Below are 16,888 nucleotides of genomic sequence, written 5' to 3'. Positions count from 1 at the left end.
TAACCACTTAATGGCATGGCTAAAATCCATGCCGTTTTTTTCGTCAGCGGTTAAACCTACGGTACGATCCACTCACCCATAGTTGTAATGGTCAACAAATACTGTAGAAGATCTAAGCGGCATTTCTAAGTTCATGATATTTTTGATGCGGTGTTAAATAGCCGATCGTTGAATGTCGCCGAGAATAATTGTAAAACTGAATGTAATCTTCAACTTCACAGACTACAGCCTGATGATTTATAAACGATAAAGGGTTGAGTCTTTCAGTCTTTAAACTCCTAAAAAATCTTTCCATCACCGCGTTATCCAGGCAATTACCTCGCCGACTCATGCTCTGAGTTATTTTCCGTTCCATGAGGTGCGCCCTAAACTCCTCCGATGAATATTGGCAACCTTGATCTGAATGGAACATCAAACTTGTCGTATCCGGTAATTGTCGTTCAATGGCATTATCTAAGGCTTCTTTCGCTAATTTCGAATCCGGTTTTGTTGATAAGGCATAACCAATAATCTCTTTGGTCGCTAAATCCAACACACAGGCTAAATAGCTCCACCCATGATGATGTCGAATATACGTGATATCCCCCGACATAATAGTGATTATGCTGTTCAGGCGAAAATTGGCGTTTAAGCAAATTAGGCGCATATCGATGTTCGTTACCCGATGAAGGATAATAATGCTTTTTCGTGGGTCTTATGGCAACTAATTGATTTAATTTCATGATGTTCGCTATTTTATGTGTGCCAATTTGGTGCCCTAATCCCTTTAACTCAGCTTGAATACGTCTTTTGCCATACGTTTGACCCGATGCAGTAAAAATACGCTTGATTTCGCCATACAGGTTTTCATTTTCAACTGTGGGTATTTTGGGTTCATAATAAAAACTACTGCTGCTTACTTCAAAAAGATGGCATAGCTCAGTGACCGTAAAATTGGGGTACAGGGTTTTCATTTGCTTCACGATGTTGAGTTTTGATTGTCGAGGATGAAGTAAGCTGCGGCTTTTTTTAATATGTCATTATTCCTCTGCGCACGCTTAAGTTGAGCTTCTAATTCTTGTATGCGCTGTTGTTCGGGGGTTAACGCTTTTGATTTTACAGGCGTATTCCCCTTTAACTCAGCAAGATATTGTTGCTTCCATCGTGATACAGCAGATTTGCCCGCCCCCGATATTTTTTCAACTTGAATATTGCTATATCCGCCTTCAACCATGAGTTTTGCATATTCCAGTTTTTGCTTTGCGCTAAAGGTCACTTTTACTTTTCGGGTCATATTTATACCTATAAGATTTTGCTTAATTATAAGCTATAAATCTCTACAGTTTTATTAGACCATTACAAGTAGTGGTGGTTCGGATTCTGTAACCATTGGTAAAGGAAATCTTCCAGCGGTGCCCTTGAAATTCTCTGGCACAACGAGTTCAAATGGTGGTCATACTCATAATCGTGGAACGATGAATATCACTGGGGAATTTGCGAATAATGGTGAGGCATGGAAAAATACAACTACATCAGGACATGCGGCAGGAGCTTTTACAAGGATGACGACGAGAAATGTCACCTCACACACAGAAACATCGAATGGTGGGTGTTACTACTCCTTTGATGCTTCAAAGACATGGTCTGGAGCTACATCTAATAATGGAGCCCACACTCATACCTATTCAGGAAATACAGAAAACCTTGGTTCAGGAACGGCTTTGGCAGTAACCAACGCCTATATTATGTTAATGGGTTGGTATCGTATCTCATAAGTAATTATTGAAGCTAAAGTGGCGCAGTCAGTGCCACTTTTTGGTTGCTGTTTATATAAATCAATTAGTTGACTAAATAATTCTAATCATTCACTGTTAATTTTAGGTACAAATACACTTGTATCAACTATGAACTTAAAACTGTCGTAATTGTATTCTGAACAAATATTAATATGGGATGCTCTATCACATGTAAGGAATCAATGATTAAAAACGTATAAAATTTAGTATACTTTCTTCTATTAGAGAATATTGTGCGATATTTTACAATAGCTTGAGCACTTCATCTTTATATAAGATCAATTTTTTTCATCATAGTGCATCCAGTCGTTAATATTATTTTCTACTTCCCACTCCTTAATTTTACGTATTATTGACTATTAATCGAGATATAAATGATTAATTCAGTGTTTGTCTTATTGTTTTAATTACTTTAATACAGTGAAATACCGTTGCCAAATACAAGGAGATATTATGTATATTAATTTTGCTTATGATATGGTAAACATAGGTTGGTTAACATTTATTATCTTTATGCCTATAGACCCTGTTTTTTCCTATTCTGCGCTATTGGAAATAACGACACTCTCGGTAAAGTAACCTTATTATAATCGGTTAGATAGAGATTGAGGTAACAACAATAATCACATATAAAGCAGCTATGACCAAAACAGCACCAATGATTGTCCTAGCAAAAAGGCAGCTAAGGCTGGTTGGCGGCGATTTAGGGAGTAGCGCTGAAAAACTCCAATAAGCAAGAACGAGTAATAAAAAAGCAAAAAACAAAAGATAAGTAATAGTGAATGCCACTTTGAGTCCCCTTAAATTTAATATGATTAAGTCTAAGGTATTTGGGGTTTATATGCGATAAGAAAAAATGCAGAAAATTGATGGTAATAATATAACTCGCAAAATTTAATATTTAAGCAAGTTGGTTTAAATTATTTTGAATGTCAACATTTCCTATCTTACTTATAAGATGCCAGTAAGCCTGTTCGTTATTAACATATCACATTAACATGTTCTTGTTTGACCTGCCTCTCAGGCTGATCAGCCAATTGCATAGAGATGGGAACTGAAATGTTGAAATCCAGCAGCCAAGCTAGTTTAGTACTACTATTCGGCTGCCCTTCATTAATAACACAGTACTCAACTGATCCAGAATAGAAATAAATACTATGTAAAACTTTGAGGCTCTTCTAAATTAAACTGTGATTGTCCTTTAGATTTTGCAGACTTAAAGTGAAAGATCCCAAAAAAGCTGACTTTCCTCAGACGCATGACCAATCTTTCGTATTAGGGAAAAAGGAATCGAGTTACTCTCATCGAGAGTCTTTCCGATAATATTAGCAGCATTTAGGTATTCATATCTCAGTCCAAAGCTGGCCACCATAGTAGGTTCCGCTGAGTGAGTACGATCTAAGAGTGCTTGATTGAACTCGATAAACTGAACGAGCGTGGCACCTGCGGCTTTTAATCCAGTGAAAATAGAATCAAACAGTTCCGGATGGAGTGCCCGTGTAAACACTGCGATAGTCTGGCCCTTAAGATCCGCAGGCTTCAGATTATTGACCTTCGCGAGGGGATGATTGGCAGACATCAGTAGTTCAAGCTTGAGCTCACAGAGTAACATTGTCTCAATTTCAGAATGGTGTACTTCACCCAACACAAAAGCAAGGTCTAAAGCCCCCTTCAGAACCCGATCAATCAGCCCTGAGCTCCAGCCAATATCGAGTTCAACACTGATATCGGGATAAATTAACGCAAATTGTTCGACCAGCTCTTGTCTGCGAACAATGTGGTTGCCGTAAGGAGGAGAACCAAGCCTAAGGTGACGCTCATCTCGGTGTTGCAATTGGGACGCAAGAGCTTCGGTCAGCATCATTGATGCGTATACGCCGCGTGCTGCTTGAAGTAGCTCGTAGCCCTGTTTGGTTAAGGCAATATTACGTGTGTTCCGAGTAAATAGGGGAAACCCTAACTGATCCTCAAACTTTTTCAATCGGGCAGACAGCCACGGTTGAGCTACATGTAAACGCTCAGCCGCTCGAGTGAATGAACCTTCCTCAGCGATTATCGCAAACTGCACCACAAGGCGCGGATCAAGCTTCATTGAGCAATTCCTCATTTATATCGCAGAGATCTGCATGTTGTAGCGTAATGTTTAATGACCGTCGCATTTTAACTAAATCCTATTGGAATTATAACGAAATCTTAACCGCTATACTGTTAGCATGTATATTGTTATTTATACGAAATTTGACTTAATTACGAGAAAATTCGTCTTAGACATGGCTTCTTGATAGAGGGATACTTCCATCGAAATCTGTACTAATCCACTACTGGTAAATTGGTTTGGCGTACGGCCACAATTGTTAGCATTAGTGTGAAATAAACAAATTTGGAGGAATGCATGGACACGAAACAGAGGTTCGACCAATTTAAGAATACGGAACGCCTCAATGACGAAATTCTGTTTGAATTCTTTGATTCGCTTTCACCCGTTTCTACAGATGAAGTTCTGGGGCGCTGGAAAGGCGGTGATTTCAATACAGGGCACTGGTGCAATCGTGCTCTGATAGAAAGGAAATGGTACGGAAAATGGTATCGTAGCAAGATGGATGCAGTGCCACTTATCTGTTATGACGACCAAAATCGCCTATTTTCAAGTCAGGCAATGAAGGGTGAAGCCTCGCTTTGGGATGTAGAATTCCGTGGAAAAGTCTCGACTACTATGATCTACGATGGTGTACCTATCTTCGATCATTTACGTAAAGTTGATGAAAACACACTGCTCGGCGTCATGGATGGTAAATCGTTGGAGGGCTCCCCTGATATTGTTGATAACGGCAAGTACTACTTTTTCTATCTTGAAAAGGTAGATAGTTTCCCAGTCGAATACGTAGAAGAGTGAAAAACTGTTTATGTGGGCAAACGCGGCTATTGCTCGCCGCGAACAAGCTCAAAAGCAGTGTTGAGTGATTTGAAATTTGGATAGGAGAATCCATGATGAAAGCCGCTGTACTCAATACGCCTAACGGGCTCTTTTCGATTGAGAATATTGAGATTGACCACCCGAAAGGGCGCGAGGTTCTGGTGGAGGTCAAAGCATCTGGCCTTTGCCATACGGACTTACATATTGCAGAGAATAACTACGGCTTTCCGCTGCCAGCCGTACTAGGGCATGAACTAGCTGGAATTGTCAAAGAGATAGGCCCTGAGGTCAGAGAGTTCGCTATTGGTGACCATGTGGTTGGTTCTCTGGTTCAATATTGCGGCCATTGCGAAGCCTGCTTGGACGGACGAACTTACCAATGCGAACATCCTGAGGAAACTATGCGAGGTGCAGGGGAGGGACAGCGTCTAACCCTTAATGGTGAGCCAGTCTTACCGATGTTTGGTACTGCTGCTTTTGCAGAATTCACTTTGGTACATGAGAATCAGCTGGCCAAGGTTCCCAAAGAGTTACCTTTTCCTCAAGCTTCAGTTCTAGGCTGCGGTTGCGTAACAGGAGCCGGAGCTGCGATTAACACCGCTGCGATCAGACCAGGAGATACGGTCGCTGTGATTGGTGTTGGTGGCGTGGGTCTTAACGTCATCTCTGGCGCACGGCTTGCTGGAGCTACACGTATTATTGCCATTGATACTCAACCGGCTAAAGAGGAACTCGCTCGTCGGTTTGGTGCGACTGATTTCGTATTGGCGGGAGATGGTGATCATGTTGAAACGGTTCGTACCATGACGAATGGCGGAGTTTTACATGCTTTCGAGGTGGTAGGTGCAAAATCTACCATTGAGCAGTCTGTCAAGATGTTAAGAAAGGGAGGTACTACCTATGTGATTGGTATGCCGAAGCCAGATAACCCCATTAGTGTTGATGCCTTGGAGGACGTGTTGCTTAATCAGGCAACTATTAAAGGGGTTTACATGGGGTCTTCGAATATTAAGCATGATATTCCTATGTATGCCAATCTTTATTTACAAGGACGTTTTAACTTGGATGACCTCATTTCCAAACAGATCGATATCGATGAAATTAACGAAGCTTATCAGGAGCTTAAAAATGGCGGCATTGCACGAAGTGTAATCACCCGCTTCTGACCCAACTCATAAGGAAGCCGCATCATAGATTTCAGTCAAACGGATACATCCTGTACCTTTATTGGCAATGAGAATGAGATTGTTATTTTAGGGGGCTTGTAAGGGCAATGTAAATCACGGCTTCTAGCCTGTGTTTATAAGACCTTTAAAACACTCTGAAAAACTTAAAATCACATAAAATCATGCAGTAAGGTATTATCTTACTGCATGAAATATTAAGGTGCCCTTCATGAATAATCACCACTTCGCGATAGGGATTTCATTGGCTTTGGGCATAGGTACACTATCAGCACAAGCTCAATCATCCGATGATAATGTGATAGTGACAACGATGATAGTGACAAAGCCAACTGGTTGTGTTGGCCCGGAGAAAAGGCGACGTCTGTAGATCTGATATGTGCTGTACACCACGGTTACCAAGACTGATGGTTCAACAACTATCGAAAACGTTAAAGTAAATCCCAACGCACCGATAGGTTATTTTTATGTCTATTTATACCGTCTTGCCTGCTATCTAGTTTAACGAGCGTCACCTTCCTCTAATCTAAGAATTTTTGTTTTAAATTCTAAAATTACCTCGTTATACCGAGGCACTTATTTGTTATTTTATAGTATTCTTGAACAATTGCCTTTGCATCTATAATAATGGGTTTTAATTTGGCATAGTTATTAATAATAGCAATTTAATTCTAAATTTAAATTGAGTAATTTTAATTTAGTCATTTTTAGATATTCATTTATGTATTTTTCGTATATGGCTAACGGATTGTTTTTGTGTTGCTAGTTTAAGGAAATAGCTACATATAATCGCAAATATACCACCAATCAATGTTTCCATTATTCTTTCAAGTAAAAGATGGTAATCGATATGGTTAAAGTAAATTGACATTTCTATTAAGGATAAAACAAGTCCTGTAAGGCAAAATGTGCCAAAAACGTTGTTTTTTTTGCTGTTACTTATCGGGATTAGAAAAGCAAATAGATATATCAAAGCAAAGCCAACATACGGCATAAAGGCAGTAAAATTAAACGTAAAATATAAAATAAAAACAACAAGTAATGTGCCAATAACTCGATCTCTAGTTAACTTAATGATGTTAGTTAATTTAGGATTTAACACAAATATATATGTCAGTGGTGCCCAGAAGAAATGGTCAATATTAATTGCTCTAGAGGTCAAAACACATAAAAGCAACCCAAAAGAATAGATTAGTGATTGAAAAATAAGGCTATATGATAATTTGTCTTTTTTTAGTGATATATACTTTTTTATTTGGAACATCGTAATTTTTTTACGGTTACTGATGGTGTAGCAAAATACAAGAGTTATGATTGTTCCTATCAGTAAGCCTATTACTAGGCCATCAAAGCTCGATTTGTTGAGTGTCGCCCCTATGATATAAAAAATCATGAAGTATTTAAATGACATATCCAATGAGGAGTCTATATTGTAAAACTGGTAGTAAATAAAAGGTGCTATGAAGAGAATTACCAAAAATAGGCTGCCGAAACCCAAAAAATAGCCTAAGGCAGAACCTATAAAGACAAAAAAAGAACACAGTAGTGAATAGGTGATATTTTTATATTGGCTAGCTTTATTAAATATCGTGTAGCCATGCAGGGTTGAGAGTGAACTCCATAGTGTTGCATCAATGCCAGCAATGTAATAAGTAATAATAAAACTTACTACGAGGCATAATGTGAAATAAAAGCTCTCTAAAAAATTAATCATAGATTTACCTAGTTACTAAATGAAAAAGCAAGGGCTCAGTTTGCTCGATGTTCAAATTATGACTAAATCAAAAAACACATGAAAAGAGCCTGTTAAAAGGTATAGTACTATATTTTCTATTATTTCCAATAAATAGCGTAAATACTTTTTTCATACACTATAGTTTTCACTCTTCAGTTTCAATGAGAATAATTGAATTACTGATATTTTATGAGAGATGTGTTTTTGGAGCACGTATTCAATTCGGTGAACAGTCTGTAAGATAGAGATATTTATGCTCAAAGTCGATGTAAAATGCGCATTTTGTCAATCAACGCATTTAGTTAAAAAACATGGATAGCGAATTGTTGAGCATCAATGCTATCGCTGCCAAGCCTGCGCCAAAGATTCCAAGTAGATTATGAATATCGGGCTTGCCAATCTGGGAAAAAGGATAAAATTATTGACCTCACGGTGAATAATGCAGGTATTTGTGATACTGCCAGAACTCCCCAGCATATTTATTGAACGCGAACACGATCTATTATGATGGTCTACATATTGAATGCATGACCGTTTTTAGGGTGTAGATGCTCTAAATCATTACAACTTTTTTGTAATTTTAAAATCGTACCCGTGTTAACAACAATTTTAAATTTTTCAAATTGTTGTTTGAATTTTCCGTCGGGTTTCTAAATAACCCGCCTCGCCCGTTAGGATGAGGTAATATTTTATGTGGAGGTGAGTATATTAATTGACAAGCATCTTTTTATGAATATACGGATATGATGATTCTGTATTTAAATAGTAGAAGCATTCCCGTATAAAGATCCCGTATCGCTGATAGTGTGCGAAATAGATTCCCGCCATCATTGAGAGGTCATTGAGATTTTTTGAAATCTTCTATGCCTACGCTGGCGGGAGTTGAACCCGCATCTTGAATTACTTAACCTATTGTTATATAAATGGTAATTAGATAAATATTGCCCTGCGCATGATTTGCGGCTTAACCGTAGTCCTAGCAGTGGCTATTTAGTGTCTACTCTCTTTAAAATCGAAGTGTTGCCATCGTACTCTTTTAAGTATGCACCGTAATGCCTAAACAGCATTTCAGGGCCTTTATGTCCCATCTGTGAAGCCAGCCAAAATAGGTTAACACCGTTACTAATATGCTTAATCGCAAATGTGTGTCGGGTCTGGTATGGATTCCGATATCTAACACCTGCTTTTTGCAATGTTGGTACCCATGCCTTTTTTCGAATTGCATCTGCACCAGCCCATGCTTTATTTGTTTTTGGATCTTCGAAAATGGTTTCATTTTTTAAAAAAGTAAATGACTTTTGATTGTTAAGTGCAGTCATAGCATCTTCGTTTAATTCTACGATCCGCGTTCCTGCTTTTGTTTTTGTACCTTTAATGATTCCAACAACACTAGCTGCTTGTACGTGCGCAGTCCTGCCTATGAAATCAATATCGCCCCAGCTAAGCGCACATAATTCAGAACTACGTAGCCCGGTATTAATTGCAAACTGGAATAAATTTTTCCATTGGTCATACCTTACTGCACTATATATAGCAGCTACTTCCTCTGGCGTTAAAGGATCCACAATGTAGTCACTATCTGATGGACTACTTTTAGATTGATATCTTGATGCTGTTACCATATTTGCAGGATTGGATGTAATTAAACCATCGGTTACCGCTTCATCTAATGCACTACGTAAAAATGACAGCTGGTTTCTAATTGTCTTTAATGATGTTTTTTGTTTTTGGATCCATGTTTTTAATATGCCGGGCGTCAAATCAACTACTGATAAATCATGCAGAGTAGAGAGGGCGCTTTTACATTTTTTATATCCACCAATTGTAGAGGGGGATAAACCTCTTGTTTCGCAAATATCTAAATATTCGTCCAGATATTCATTTATATTTCTTCCTTTATGTTTATTTCCAAATATTTTTAATTTTGATGATTTAGGAAAATATTCAACATAAGAAAAAATACCTTTTTCAATTTTGTTATATATTTCGCCTAATAAACGTTCTGCATATTTTATGTTTTTAGGGTTAACTTCAAGATTAGATAGGGGCTCTCTACAGTGAACCCCTTTAAATGTAAATGAAATATTGATTGTTTCCCCTGATTTATGTTTTCGGATCATTACTCCGCGAGGGAGGATTTGTTTTGTCTGGCCCATTTATTGACTTCCTTTATATCAATCCAGCGTTCTTTTACGCCTTCAATTTTCAATACGTGAACTCCCTCATGCCAGACTAGCCTTTGTAACCGCTTATTGATTGCATCTGTTGTCTCGCCAAATAACTCGCAGTACTTTGAAATTGGCAAGCATTCAACCGAAAGGCTTGTATTCATAATTATCTCCACATCTGCCGCATACAGATTTAAAAATTAAATATCTTCGTTAACTGGTTTAATTAAATGCTGGTGGATAATAGACACATATTTAGCTTGATGGATTGCATCAGCTAACGCATTGTGTTGCTCACCTTCGAACTGAAGTGTTTTCTTTGGATCGATGCCAGCGTTACGGCCTAGCTCTACAATCGTTCTAACACAGCGATTATTCCAATGTTTCCAGAATGGTTCTAAACCGACTGCATCATATGCGTTACGCAAAATAACATTGTCAAAATCAACGCCATTACCCCACACCTGAACATCATCAGTTAAAAACTCCCGTGAAAATGCACCTAAGTTAGACAGCGCTAGCGATAAATCAGAGCCATCAGCAATGATAGCGGCTCTAGCTTCAGCGCTTTGTCTCATCCACCAAAGAACTGTATCGGCATTAATATGAAGCCCGACGCGCTCACAACTTGTTAAGTCGACAGTGGTATAGAAAGAGGGGCCAATCTCACCCGTTGACGACTCAAAAGCTACCGCACCAATAGAAACAATAGCAGCATTGCCTTTATTGCTCATCGTTTCCAGATCTACCATTAAGTGTTTATATTTCATTGTTAGTCCTTATTTATCTAGCTCATATATCGTTTAATTTGGTGACCTACCCATTCGCCCACCTGAACGCTTACACCATTTCCAATTTGGCGGTATGCATCGGTTTGGCTCACTGGAAATTGAAACCAATCGGGAACGCCTTGTAGCCGTGCATATTCACGAACAGTGTAAGGACGAACCCCCATTGGGAAATTTCTGTCAGCTACAAGTCGGGTACTTTTATCTTTAGCGTAATGCGCAACGCAAGTTGGCGCTAAATCTCCATTCTTGGGGTTGCTAATGATAGGTAAGTCTCTATATTCACCATTCATTCTTGAATAAACAGATTTAGGAATATTAATATCTGGTTCAACTTCCAAAACATCTGCTAATTTAATTGGCTTGTGGTTAATTGGCGGTTGTGGATTGAAATATTTTTTAGTCCCAATAATAATTAAACGGCTGCGTTTTTGTGGTAGCCAAATTTCAGACTGAATAGGGCAAAATACATTCACATAATAATCAGGCATTTTTTGCATGGCCTCCATGACAACAGGGAAAGCTTTCATGCCGGGTACATTTTCAACAACATAAAACTCAGGTCGCGCTATTGCTAAATGTCGTAATGCGTGAAGAAACAAATCATCCCCGGTTCTGACGCCATGAATATCGCCAATAGTGCTGTATTTAGTGCATGGATATGTAAATATCATTCCATCACATGATTCTTGTTCTAAAACCAACTCCTGGGCTATATCGCATTCTTTGACATGATTGCCTAAATTGTGTTTATAGGTTTTACAGGCTGACTTATCCAATTCAAAAGCTTGTCCTATTTTGAGCCCCGCTTGTAAAAGGCCTATATCCATTAGGCCAGCGCCGCTGAAGTAAGAGTTCACAGTAATCATAATCACACACGCTTAAATAATAATTCTGTAAACTGAATCAACTGTTTGTATATAGCCATCAGTTAAATAAGTATCGATGTTGATAACTCGCGATGTTTGAATAGGATCACCATCTTGAAAGCGTTTTTTCTTATCTGAATAAATATCACCCCATGCACATTCACCGCGAATTGTGCTTAACCTTATATCTGCATCGAATTTAGGTATCGTTCCTGTTATCTGGTTATAGCGATAAATAAACATTGCTCTCGCTTGTATAGGGGATAGTGGGCTAACTGTAATTAAATCAGTTGCTGGGATACCGTCTAAAATTGGCCAGTAGTTATTACCGTCAACTTCTAAATCGCGACGTTCCGTAGCCAGCATTGTTAAATCTGCATAATGAACAACATCACTTAAATTTATTGGTAAAATCCACTTAAAAGTTATTACCTGTTGTATTCTGCGCTCAATTGCCTTGTATTCGGGTAACAGCGCTTTCAATGGGCTAGGCAAGTCTTTGCAATAGGCTTCCGATGCATCGTGTAGTAATGCTTCCAGAGCATATTCAGGCGGTACAATTTGACTCACATAAACAGAATGTTGAGCAACAGAATAAAACTGGCTAATTTGCCCGGCAAAACGACATTCATTAGATAAACCCTGCGCAATATCATTAATATCTATATCATCCGCACTGATATTGATAAAATTAAAATGCTTGCCAGTAAAAGTTGAAATATAAGACATGTTCAATTCTCCACACTATTTATTATTTAAATGATAAAAAGGTATCAATGGCTTTAATTGCTACTTTATTATTTGTATATTTGTTAATTCCCCATTGAATAGCGAAGCAGGCCCACAAATAATGATGAGAATAGTCTTTGCATATTAAATCCCAAGTTTCCTCAAACGGAGAATAATCGAAGCCACCATTTGAAACATTTTGTATTGCCTCAATCATTGACCACTCTTCATCACTGTTTCTAAGCAGATCTTTTAATTCGCTTTTGTGATGCTCGTATTCGAGTTGATACTGTTTAATTTCTTCTGGTGTTGAGCCGTCATTAGATGTCAATTCGTTTTCTTTAACCCAATCATTAAAAAGTCCTTTAAGGCACTTTTCAGTCTCTTCCTGTGAATATTCTTTAGCTATATCTCTGCCGCCACCTGCACCATGTTGCAATTTTTCAGCCCAATATCCAGCATTGATATGGTCACCATTAAAAAATTCGAACATATCGTGAAGCCGACTAAATACCCATGTACCCATATCACCAGAAAAAACCAAATAACCGGGGTACGTAACTAAGTCAAAATGATAGGCACTTGTTTTAGGTTTTTTGAACCTAACATGCCGATATAAGCCATCTTCGTGAATAATGAACATTTGGTGATCTTTGGTTTCACTCTGAAAATGTCTTTTTGCATTATCATAATTGGACATGATTAGCACTCCGTAGCTAAATAGCGCCACCAGTTCAGTGGCGCATAAATTAATTAAGCAGAAAAATTCCCAATAAATGTTTCAATCTGAGAGCCTTCAAATTTAGAAGCAAGTAGATCACGAAATTCCTGCGCCATTTGCTCTTCTAAATTTTCAAGTTGAACAATACGAAGAACTAATGCAGGCGTATCGTGTGAAGTTAAAATGCTATAGCGAAGTTTAATTGCGCGTTCTTGCAATTCTTCATATGGAGTACATTTGAACTCAAAAGCAGCTGGCATAATGTCTTTGCTTTTTGCTTCGACGTTTTCCATAATTGATTTCTTAGCCGAAAAATCGCTATCTTCATGATCGGATGAACGGCTTGATTCAATAGTAATTCGACGAACAGCACCAATAGCTTGCTTAATATCGAGAGAATTACCTTCAGCGTCGAAAGCTAATAGGAAATCGCGCCAATCTTCCAACCATTCAGCAAGCTCTTTTTGTCCTTGTCTACGTCCATTAACGGATAGAATAGCAGAAAAAGGGGATGTTTTTTTCAGGCCAATTACAGCAGAGTTATCTGCGTGACCAGGAGCTGCAATAGTACCGAGATTAAAGATAGTTTTTGCACTCATATCTTCAGCATTGATAAAACAACGAACACCATCTGCATCAGAATAACCAATACAATATTTAACAAAATCGCTAATGCTGGTGGTTTTTAATGAGCCACGGAAGCGGTAACGATTATTTTGATACTTTTCAAGATTTACAATTTCAAGCCCTTCAGGTTTAGCAACAGCAGGGCAAGGCATATTTTCTACAGCACCTAAACGAACACCGGAAATAGCTAGTTCTGTAATTTGAGAAATAGCATCACCATTTAATTGAGACATAAAAGCTCCTACTTATTTAATAAAGTATTTTTAAAGATTGAGTTTTAAATAAAAAAGAAATTAATTAACTTGTTTTAATTTCCCGTCAGGTTCGCCTTTAATTGAAAAAAGCTGCCCCTGATCTTCTTGCATAATCGAAAGCTTGCCGCCTTTATTTACGTACATAGGCGTTTCAGTAGTATCTTCTTCCGATCTTTTTCCCTTTGGTGTTGGTGCAGTAAATTTAAGTTTATGTTGGATTAATACTCGCTTTTCCTCGATTGAATTATTCATTCGAGAGATATCCATTTCTATAATAACTTTTCCTTTTCCTGCGTGATTTATAACACCTAACGCAACATCATTTAATACAGCTGCAACTTTATTTTCAAATATCCCTGCATCTAACTCACCTAAAAATTCAGGTATATTTGTTTTTCTATCTTCACTCATGAGTAGATCCTCATAATTAGGTTATTACTCCACAAATAAGACCGCTAATAATAATTAAAACATATTACCTAGTATGGACTGATTAAATATCAGCGGTCTTATGTGTGATGTAAAAAGGGTGGCTACTGAATAGAACATTATCATCAACCTCGTAGTGTGGAAGATTCAGATCGCCACCAAAAATATCAATAACTACTTACTAGCACTGGCATTATTTCTTTCAGCTAAAACACGTTGATAAATTTCTTCACGATGTACTGATACATCTTCGGGGGCAGCGACACCAATCCGCACTTGGTTTCCTTTGACCCCTAAGATTTTAATTTTAATATCATCGCCGATCCTGATTTCTTCGCTGACTCGGCGGGTTAAAATAAGCATTCCCATACTAAGCACTCCACACAATAAGTTGATTAGCTGGCAGTAACCAAGCCAAGACCCTCATTACAGATTTCAGTTTGTTCGAAAATATCATCTTCGGTTTTTTCAAGCTTACTCTTCAGTTCAGCGTAGTAAGAATTAAGTTCTTCAAGCTTTTTAAGTGCAGCGGCTTTTTCCAAAATCCATGCGTGAATTTCCTCAGTGGACATTGGGTTGTTAAAAGTGATGATTGGATTGTTTGAATTAGTTTGCATGAGTTTCTCCTATTCCTTGCGTGAAATAAGAATGCAACTAAAAGTAGATATTGTCAACAACTAAAAGTAGAAAATAAAGACAAAATAAAACCAGCAATTGCTGGTTTTCGAAATTATGCGAATTGTTTTAATGACATGGGCAAACTTCGAATTAGCTTTCCATGGAAATACAGTTCATGCATTTCATGATCTTCAATATAAAAGGGCGGGTAAAACTCATTATCAGACATGACAGCTAATTTTCTACCTTTAACCCTTTGTAATCTTTTGATAAATGTAGAGCCTTCAAAGTTAAAGACATAAATGCCATCACCAGTGAACTGTTCAATCTTGGTATCTACAAAGAGCAAGTCTTTCGGGTTTAATGTTGGTGACATACTGTCGCCATCGGCGTTTATAATCACTACACCATCAAGGCTGTTTCTACCAAAAAGTTCATAAACCCTTTCTTTAGGGATTTCTATGGAACGAATTATCTCAGGGAAGGGATTATTAACGTAACCATTCCCAGCAGATGCAAATGCTTCGATTTGCCTCACTGTGACCGTGTCTCTTTCTTGTTCTTCGCCAAAGCTTCCATATATATCAACGCCATAATCGAGATAAACAGGCGTGGAATGTACTGTATTTGCTACTTGTTCCATTTTGTCATCTCTAGGCTTTGCTGTTCCAAGCGTATAACGTCGAGCCATTTCATAGGAAACACCAACATTCTCAGATAGCTGCTTAACATCAACACCAGCATCTCTCATACGCTCAGTAAGTCGCTTAGCGAAATCACTGTATTTTGTATTTTCTACCATAAGTAGAAGTTTATCTCGCACTTTAAGTATTGTCATTTCTATTTTAAGTTGCTTATTATCTCTACTTTAAGTAGTATTTATTTATTCTTAATCGGAGAAGAAAAATGAATAAAGAAAATATTACAGAGAGAGCTATTAGAGCCGTAGGCGTCCCGTCTTCCGTTTCGCGCTTATTCGGCTTCAATTCCCCTCAATCAGTTTTTAATTGGATTAAAAATAACAAAGTACCAGCGGAACGTGTAATTCAGCTCTGCAAAATGGGAGGGTGGGAAATTTCACCACACCAACTTAGACCCGATCTTTATCCAAATAAATTGGATGGTTTACCAAACGATACCAAAACCAACTAACTGAGTTAACTACCAACAAAACAACGGAATTGTAGATATGTGCAAACAAACATTAAAAGAAGTCGTGAAAGAGATGTGTAAAGCATTCCCTGGTGGGCGTTCGGCAATGGCTGGCGCTTTGGGTATTTCTGAAACCACTTTCAATAACAAGCTGTATGAGAAAAACGGCTGTCGCTTCTTTGAAAATGATGAACTTGAAGCAATGGAAGAATTATCAAAAACAACATTGCTGGTGGAATATCACATGAACCGTCATGACATGGTACCAGCAACCAGAGTTGAGCCTGAGAATTTAGATAAGGTTGAGTTGTTTGATATCAGAATGCGCTTGGGGGCTATGCAGGGAGCGTTAGGGGTTTTGATTCAAGACAGCATTGAAGATGGCGTACTGACTGACGATGAAATCCAATCAATTCGTCGCAAGCTTAAAAAAGTTTGTTCATATGCTTGGGGATTTGTTGGGTCTTTAGAAACTGTATATGGGATTAAAAAATTATGAGCATAGCTAGAAAGGGTGACGCTCAGGATATGCGGTCCCGAGCGTCGGTCGCTAATAACAACTTGTGTGGAGTAACTAGCATGAGCAGTGTAACGAATTTACGCGGTAGAACGCAAGTGAGAGTTTCTATCCGTGATGGTCGTTTTGTCTATGAACTAAAGGTACCAGAAGGGCGGCAGGAGACCAACTACAAGTTTGTTGAGTGGTTGGTAGATGATTTTAATGCCAATTGCGGGAGAGGGGATCATGTCCAATGAAGACGCCAATAATCTCAATCGCATTTATCTGGATAAGCGCGGTATTCGTGTTCGCGTCATACGTTATGACCGAGTCAAGCAGTGGGTCATTTTCATGCGTGACGGTTATGAACATGAATGCTTTGCCCCTTTGTACAGATTTAAAGCTGAATATACACGAGTCGAATAG

Annotated in this window: 21 protein-coding genes and 3 pseudogenes; 9 read left to right on the top strand and 15 right to left on the bottom strand. The window is 38.3% G+C overall.

Features of this window, described 5'->3' with window-relative positions:
- Positions 1-112: 112 nt before the first annotated feature.
- Positions 113-1,273 (bottom strand): annotated as a pseudogene (locus tag P3L56_RS14070) (IS3 family transposase).
- 124 nt (positions 1,274-1,397) lie between these two features.
- On the opposite strand from P3L56_RS14070, the gene P3L56_RS14065 reads away from it, so the two are divergent.
- Complete coding sequence (locus P3L56_RS14065) at positions 1,398-1,754, top strand: hypothetical protein (RefSeq protein ID WP_131680638.1); 357 nt, start codon at positions 1,398-1,400, stop codon at positions 1,752-1,754.
- A gap of 615 nt (positions 1,755-2,369) precedes the next feature.
- Here the strand turns inward: P3L56_RS14065 and P3L56_RS14060 are convergent.
- A complete protein-coding gene (locus P3L56_RS14060; RefSeq protein WP_042844950.1) occupies positions 2,370-2,564 on the bottom strand; it encodes a hypothetical protein in 195 nt (64 codons plus the stop codon).
- Positions 2,565-2,991: 427 nt separating this feature from the next.
- Positions 2,992-3,867, bottom strand: coding sequence for a LysR family transcriptional regulator (locus tag P3L56_RS14055; protein WP_198860805.1), 876 nt, complete (start codon positions 3,865-3,867; stop codon positions 2,992-2,994).
- A gap of 300 nt (positions 3,868-4,167) precedes the next feature.
- Here P3L56_RS14055 and P3L56_RS14050 point away from each other — a divergent pair, with 300 nt between their 5' ends.
- The 3 genes from P3L56_RS14050 to P3L56_RS14040 all read left to right on the top strand — a co-directional run bounded on the left by P3L56_RS14050 (position 4,168) and on the right by P3L56_RS14040 (position 6,243).
- Complete coding sequence (locus tag P3L56_RS14050; protein WP_198860804.1) at positions 4,168-4,668, top strand: DUF4334 domain-containing protein; 501 nt, start codon at positions 4,168-4,170, stop codon at positions 4,666-4,668.
- Between the two features lie 182 nt (positions 4,669-4,850).
- Complete coding sequence (locus P3L56_RS14045; RefSeq protein ID WP_197974821.1) at positions 4,851-5,855, top strand: zinc-binding dehydrogenase; 1,005 nt, start codon at positions 4,851-4,853, stop codon at positions 5,853-5,855.
- 229 nt (positions 5,856-6,084) lie between these two features.
- On the top strand, positions 6,085-6,243 hold the full coding sequence (locus P3L56_RS14040) for a hypothetical protein (RefSeq protein ID WP_158516029.1): 159 nt from the start codon (positions 6,085-6,087) through the stop codon (positions 6,241-6,243).
- Between the two features lie 345 nt (positions 6,244-6,588).
- Here P3L56_RS14040 and P3L56_RS14035 read toward each other — a convergent pair whose 3' ends face one another.
- Positions 6,589-7,587 carry an FUSC family protein gene (locus tag P3L56_RS14035; RefSeq protein WP_042844947.1) on the bottom strand — a complete coding sequence of 333 codons (999 nt, stop codon included), beginning with the start codon at positions 7,585-7,587 and terminating at the stop codon, positions 6,589-6,591.
- A 274-nt stretch (positions 7,588-7,861) separates the two neighbouring features.
- Here P3L56_RS14035 and P3L56_RS14030 point away from each other — a divergent pair.
- Positions 7,862-8,073, top strand: a pseudogene (locus P3L56_RS14030) (IS1-like element transposase); the annotation flags it as partial.
- Between the two features lie 521 nt (positions 8,074-8,594).
- Here P3L56_RS14030 and P3L56_RS14025 read toward each other — a convergent pair.
- The 11 genes and pseudogenes from P3L56_RS14025 to P3L56_RS13975 form a co-directional block, all read right to left on the bottom strand.
- Positions 8,595-9,764 carry a site-specific integrase gene (locus P3L56_RS14025; RefSeq protein WP_125892355.1) on the bottom strand — a complete coding sequence of 390 codons (1,170 nt, stop codon included), beginning with the start codon at positions 9,762-9,764 and terminating at the stop codon, positions 8,595-8,597.
- On the bottom strand, positions 9,728-9,940 hold the full coding sequence (locus P3L56_RS14020) for an excisionase (protein WP_125892353.1): 213 nt from the start codon (positions 9,938-9,940) through the stop codon (positions 9,728-9,730). Before P3L56_RS14020 ends, P3L56_RS14025 begins: the two co-directional genes overlap by 37 nt.
- Before the next feature lie 36 nt (positions 9,941-9,976).
- Positions 9,977-10,546, bottom strand: coding sequence for a 3'-5' exonuclease (locus P3L56_RS14015; RefSeq protein WP_254178453.1), 570 nt, complete (start codon positions 10,544-10,546; stop codon positions 9,977-9,979).
- Positions 10,547-10,563: 17 nt separating this feature from the next.
- Entirely contained in the window at positions 10,564-11,433 is an 870-nt protein-coding gene (locus tag P3L56_RS14010) for a DNA cytosine methyltransferase (protein ID WP_272686101.1), read from the bottom strand.
- A 213-nt stretch (positions 11,434-11,646) separates the two neighbouring features.
- Positions 11,647-12,162: pseudogene (locus P3L56_RS14005) on the bottom strand (hypothetical protein); the annotation flags it as partial.
- Between the two features lie 22 nt (positions 12,163-12,184).
- A complete protein-coding gene (locus P3L56_RS14000; protein ID WP_217008399.1) occupies positions 12,185-12,862 on the bottom strand; it encodes a hypothetical protein in 678 nt (225 codons plus the stop codon).
- Between the two features lie 53 nt (positions 12,863-12,915).
- Positions 12,916-13,743 (bottom strand): YfdQ family protein, encoded by an 828-nt coding sequence (locus P3L56_RS13995; protein ID WP_217008398.1) that lies wholly within the window; start codon positions 13,741-13,743, stop codon positions 12,916-12,918.
- 60 nt (positions 13,744-13,803) lie between these two features.
- Positions 13,804-14,175 (bottom strand): hypothetical protein, encoded by a 372-nt coding sequence (locus P3L56_RS13990; protein WP_102137758.1) that lies wholly within the window; start codon positions 14,173-14,175, stop codon positions 13,804-13,806.
- Positions 14,176-14,367: 192 nt separating this feature from the next.
- On the bottom strand, positions 14,368-14,556 hold the full coding sequence (gene csrA / locus P3L56_RS13985) for a carbon storage regulator CsrA (RefSeq protein WP_217008480.1): 189 nt from the start codon (positions 14,554-14,556) through the stop codon (positions 14,368-14,370).
- 32 nt (positions 14,557-14,588) lie between these two features.
- Positions 14,589-14,810, bottom strand: a complete 222-nt coding sequence (locus tag P3L56_RS13980; protein ID WP_217008397.1) for a hypothetical protein — start codon at positions 14,808-14,810, stop codon at positions 14,589-14,591.
- 113 nt (positions 14,811-14,923) lie between these two features.
- The gene (locus tag P3L56_RS13975) at positions 14,924-15,649 is read right to left on the bottom strand and encodes a helix-turn-helix transcriptional regulator (protein WP_217008396.1); all 726 of its coding nucleotides are present in this window, start codon (positions 15,647-15,649) and stop codon (positions 14,924-14,926) included.
- Between the two features lie 68 nt (positions 15,650-15,717).
- Between P3L56_RS13975 and P3L56_RS13970 the strand changes: the two genes are divergently transcribed.
- The 4 genes from P3L56_RS13970 to P3L56_RS13955 all read left to right on the top strand — a co-directional run bounded on the left by P3L56_RS13970 (position 15,718) and on the right by P3L56_RS13955 (position 16,888).
- Entirely contained in the window at positions 15,718-15,963 is a 246-nt protein-coding gene (locus tag P3L56_RS13970; RefSeq protein ID WP_217008395.1) for a transcriptional regulator, read from the top strand.
- A gap of 37 nt (positions 15,964-16,000) precedes the next feature.
- Positions 16,001-16,462 (top strand): YmfL family putative regulatory protein, encoded by a 462-nt coding sequence (locus tag P3L56_RS13965; RefSeq protein WP_272686100.1) that lies wholly within the window; start codon positions 16,001-16,003, stop codon positions 16,460-16,462.
- Between the two features lie 80 nt (positions 16,463-16,542).
- Positions 16,543-16,719, top strand: coding sequence for a hypothetical protein (locus tag P3L56_RS13960; protein WP_217008393.1), 177 nt, complete (start codon positions 16,543-16,545; stop codon positions 16,717-16,719).
- Positions 16,709-16,888: a DUF4222 domain-containing protein gene (locus P3L56_RS13955; RefSeq protein WP_217008392.1), complete on the top strand. Its 180-nt coding sequence runs from the start codon at positions 16,709-16,711 to the stop codon at positions 16,886-16,888. The genes P3L56_RS13960 and P3L56_RS13955 overlap by 11 nt, the downstream gene beginning before the upstream one ends.

The sequence above is a fragment of the Providencia sp. PROV024 genome (assembly GCF_032709665.1).
GTDB classification, from domain to species: Bacteria; Pseudomonadota; Gammaproteobacteria; order Enterobacterales; family Enterobacteriaceae; genus Providencia; species Providencia huashanensis.
The sequence above is the reverse complement of the archived record's forward strand: the minus strand, read 5'-3'. Positions and strand labels throughout refer to the sequence as shown.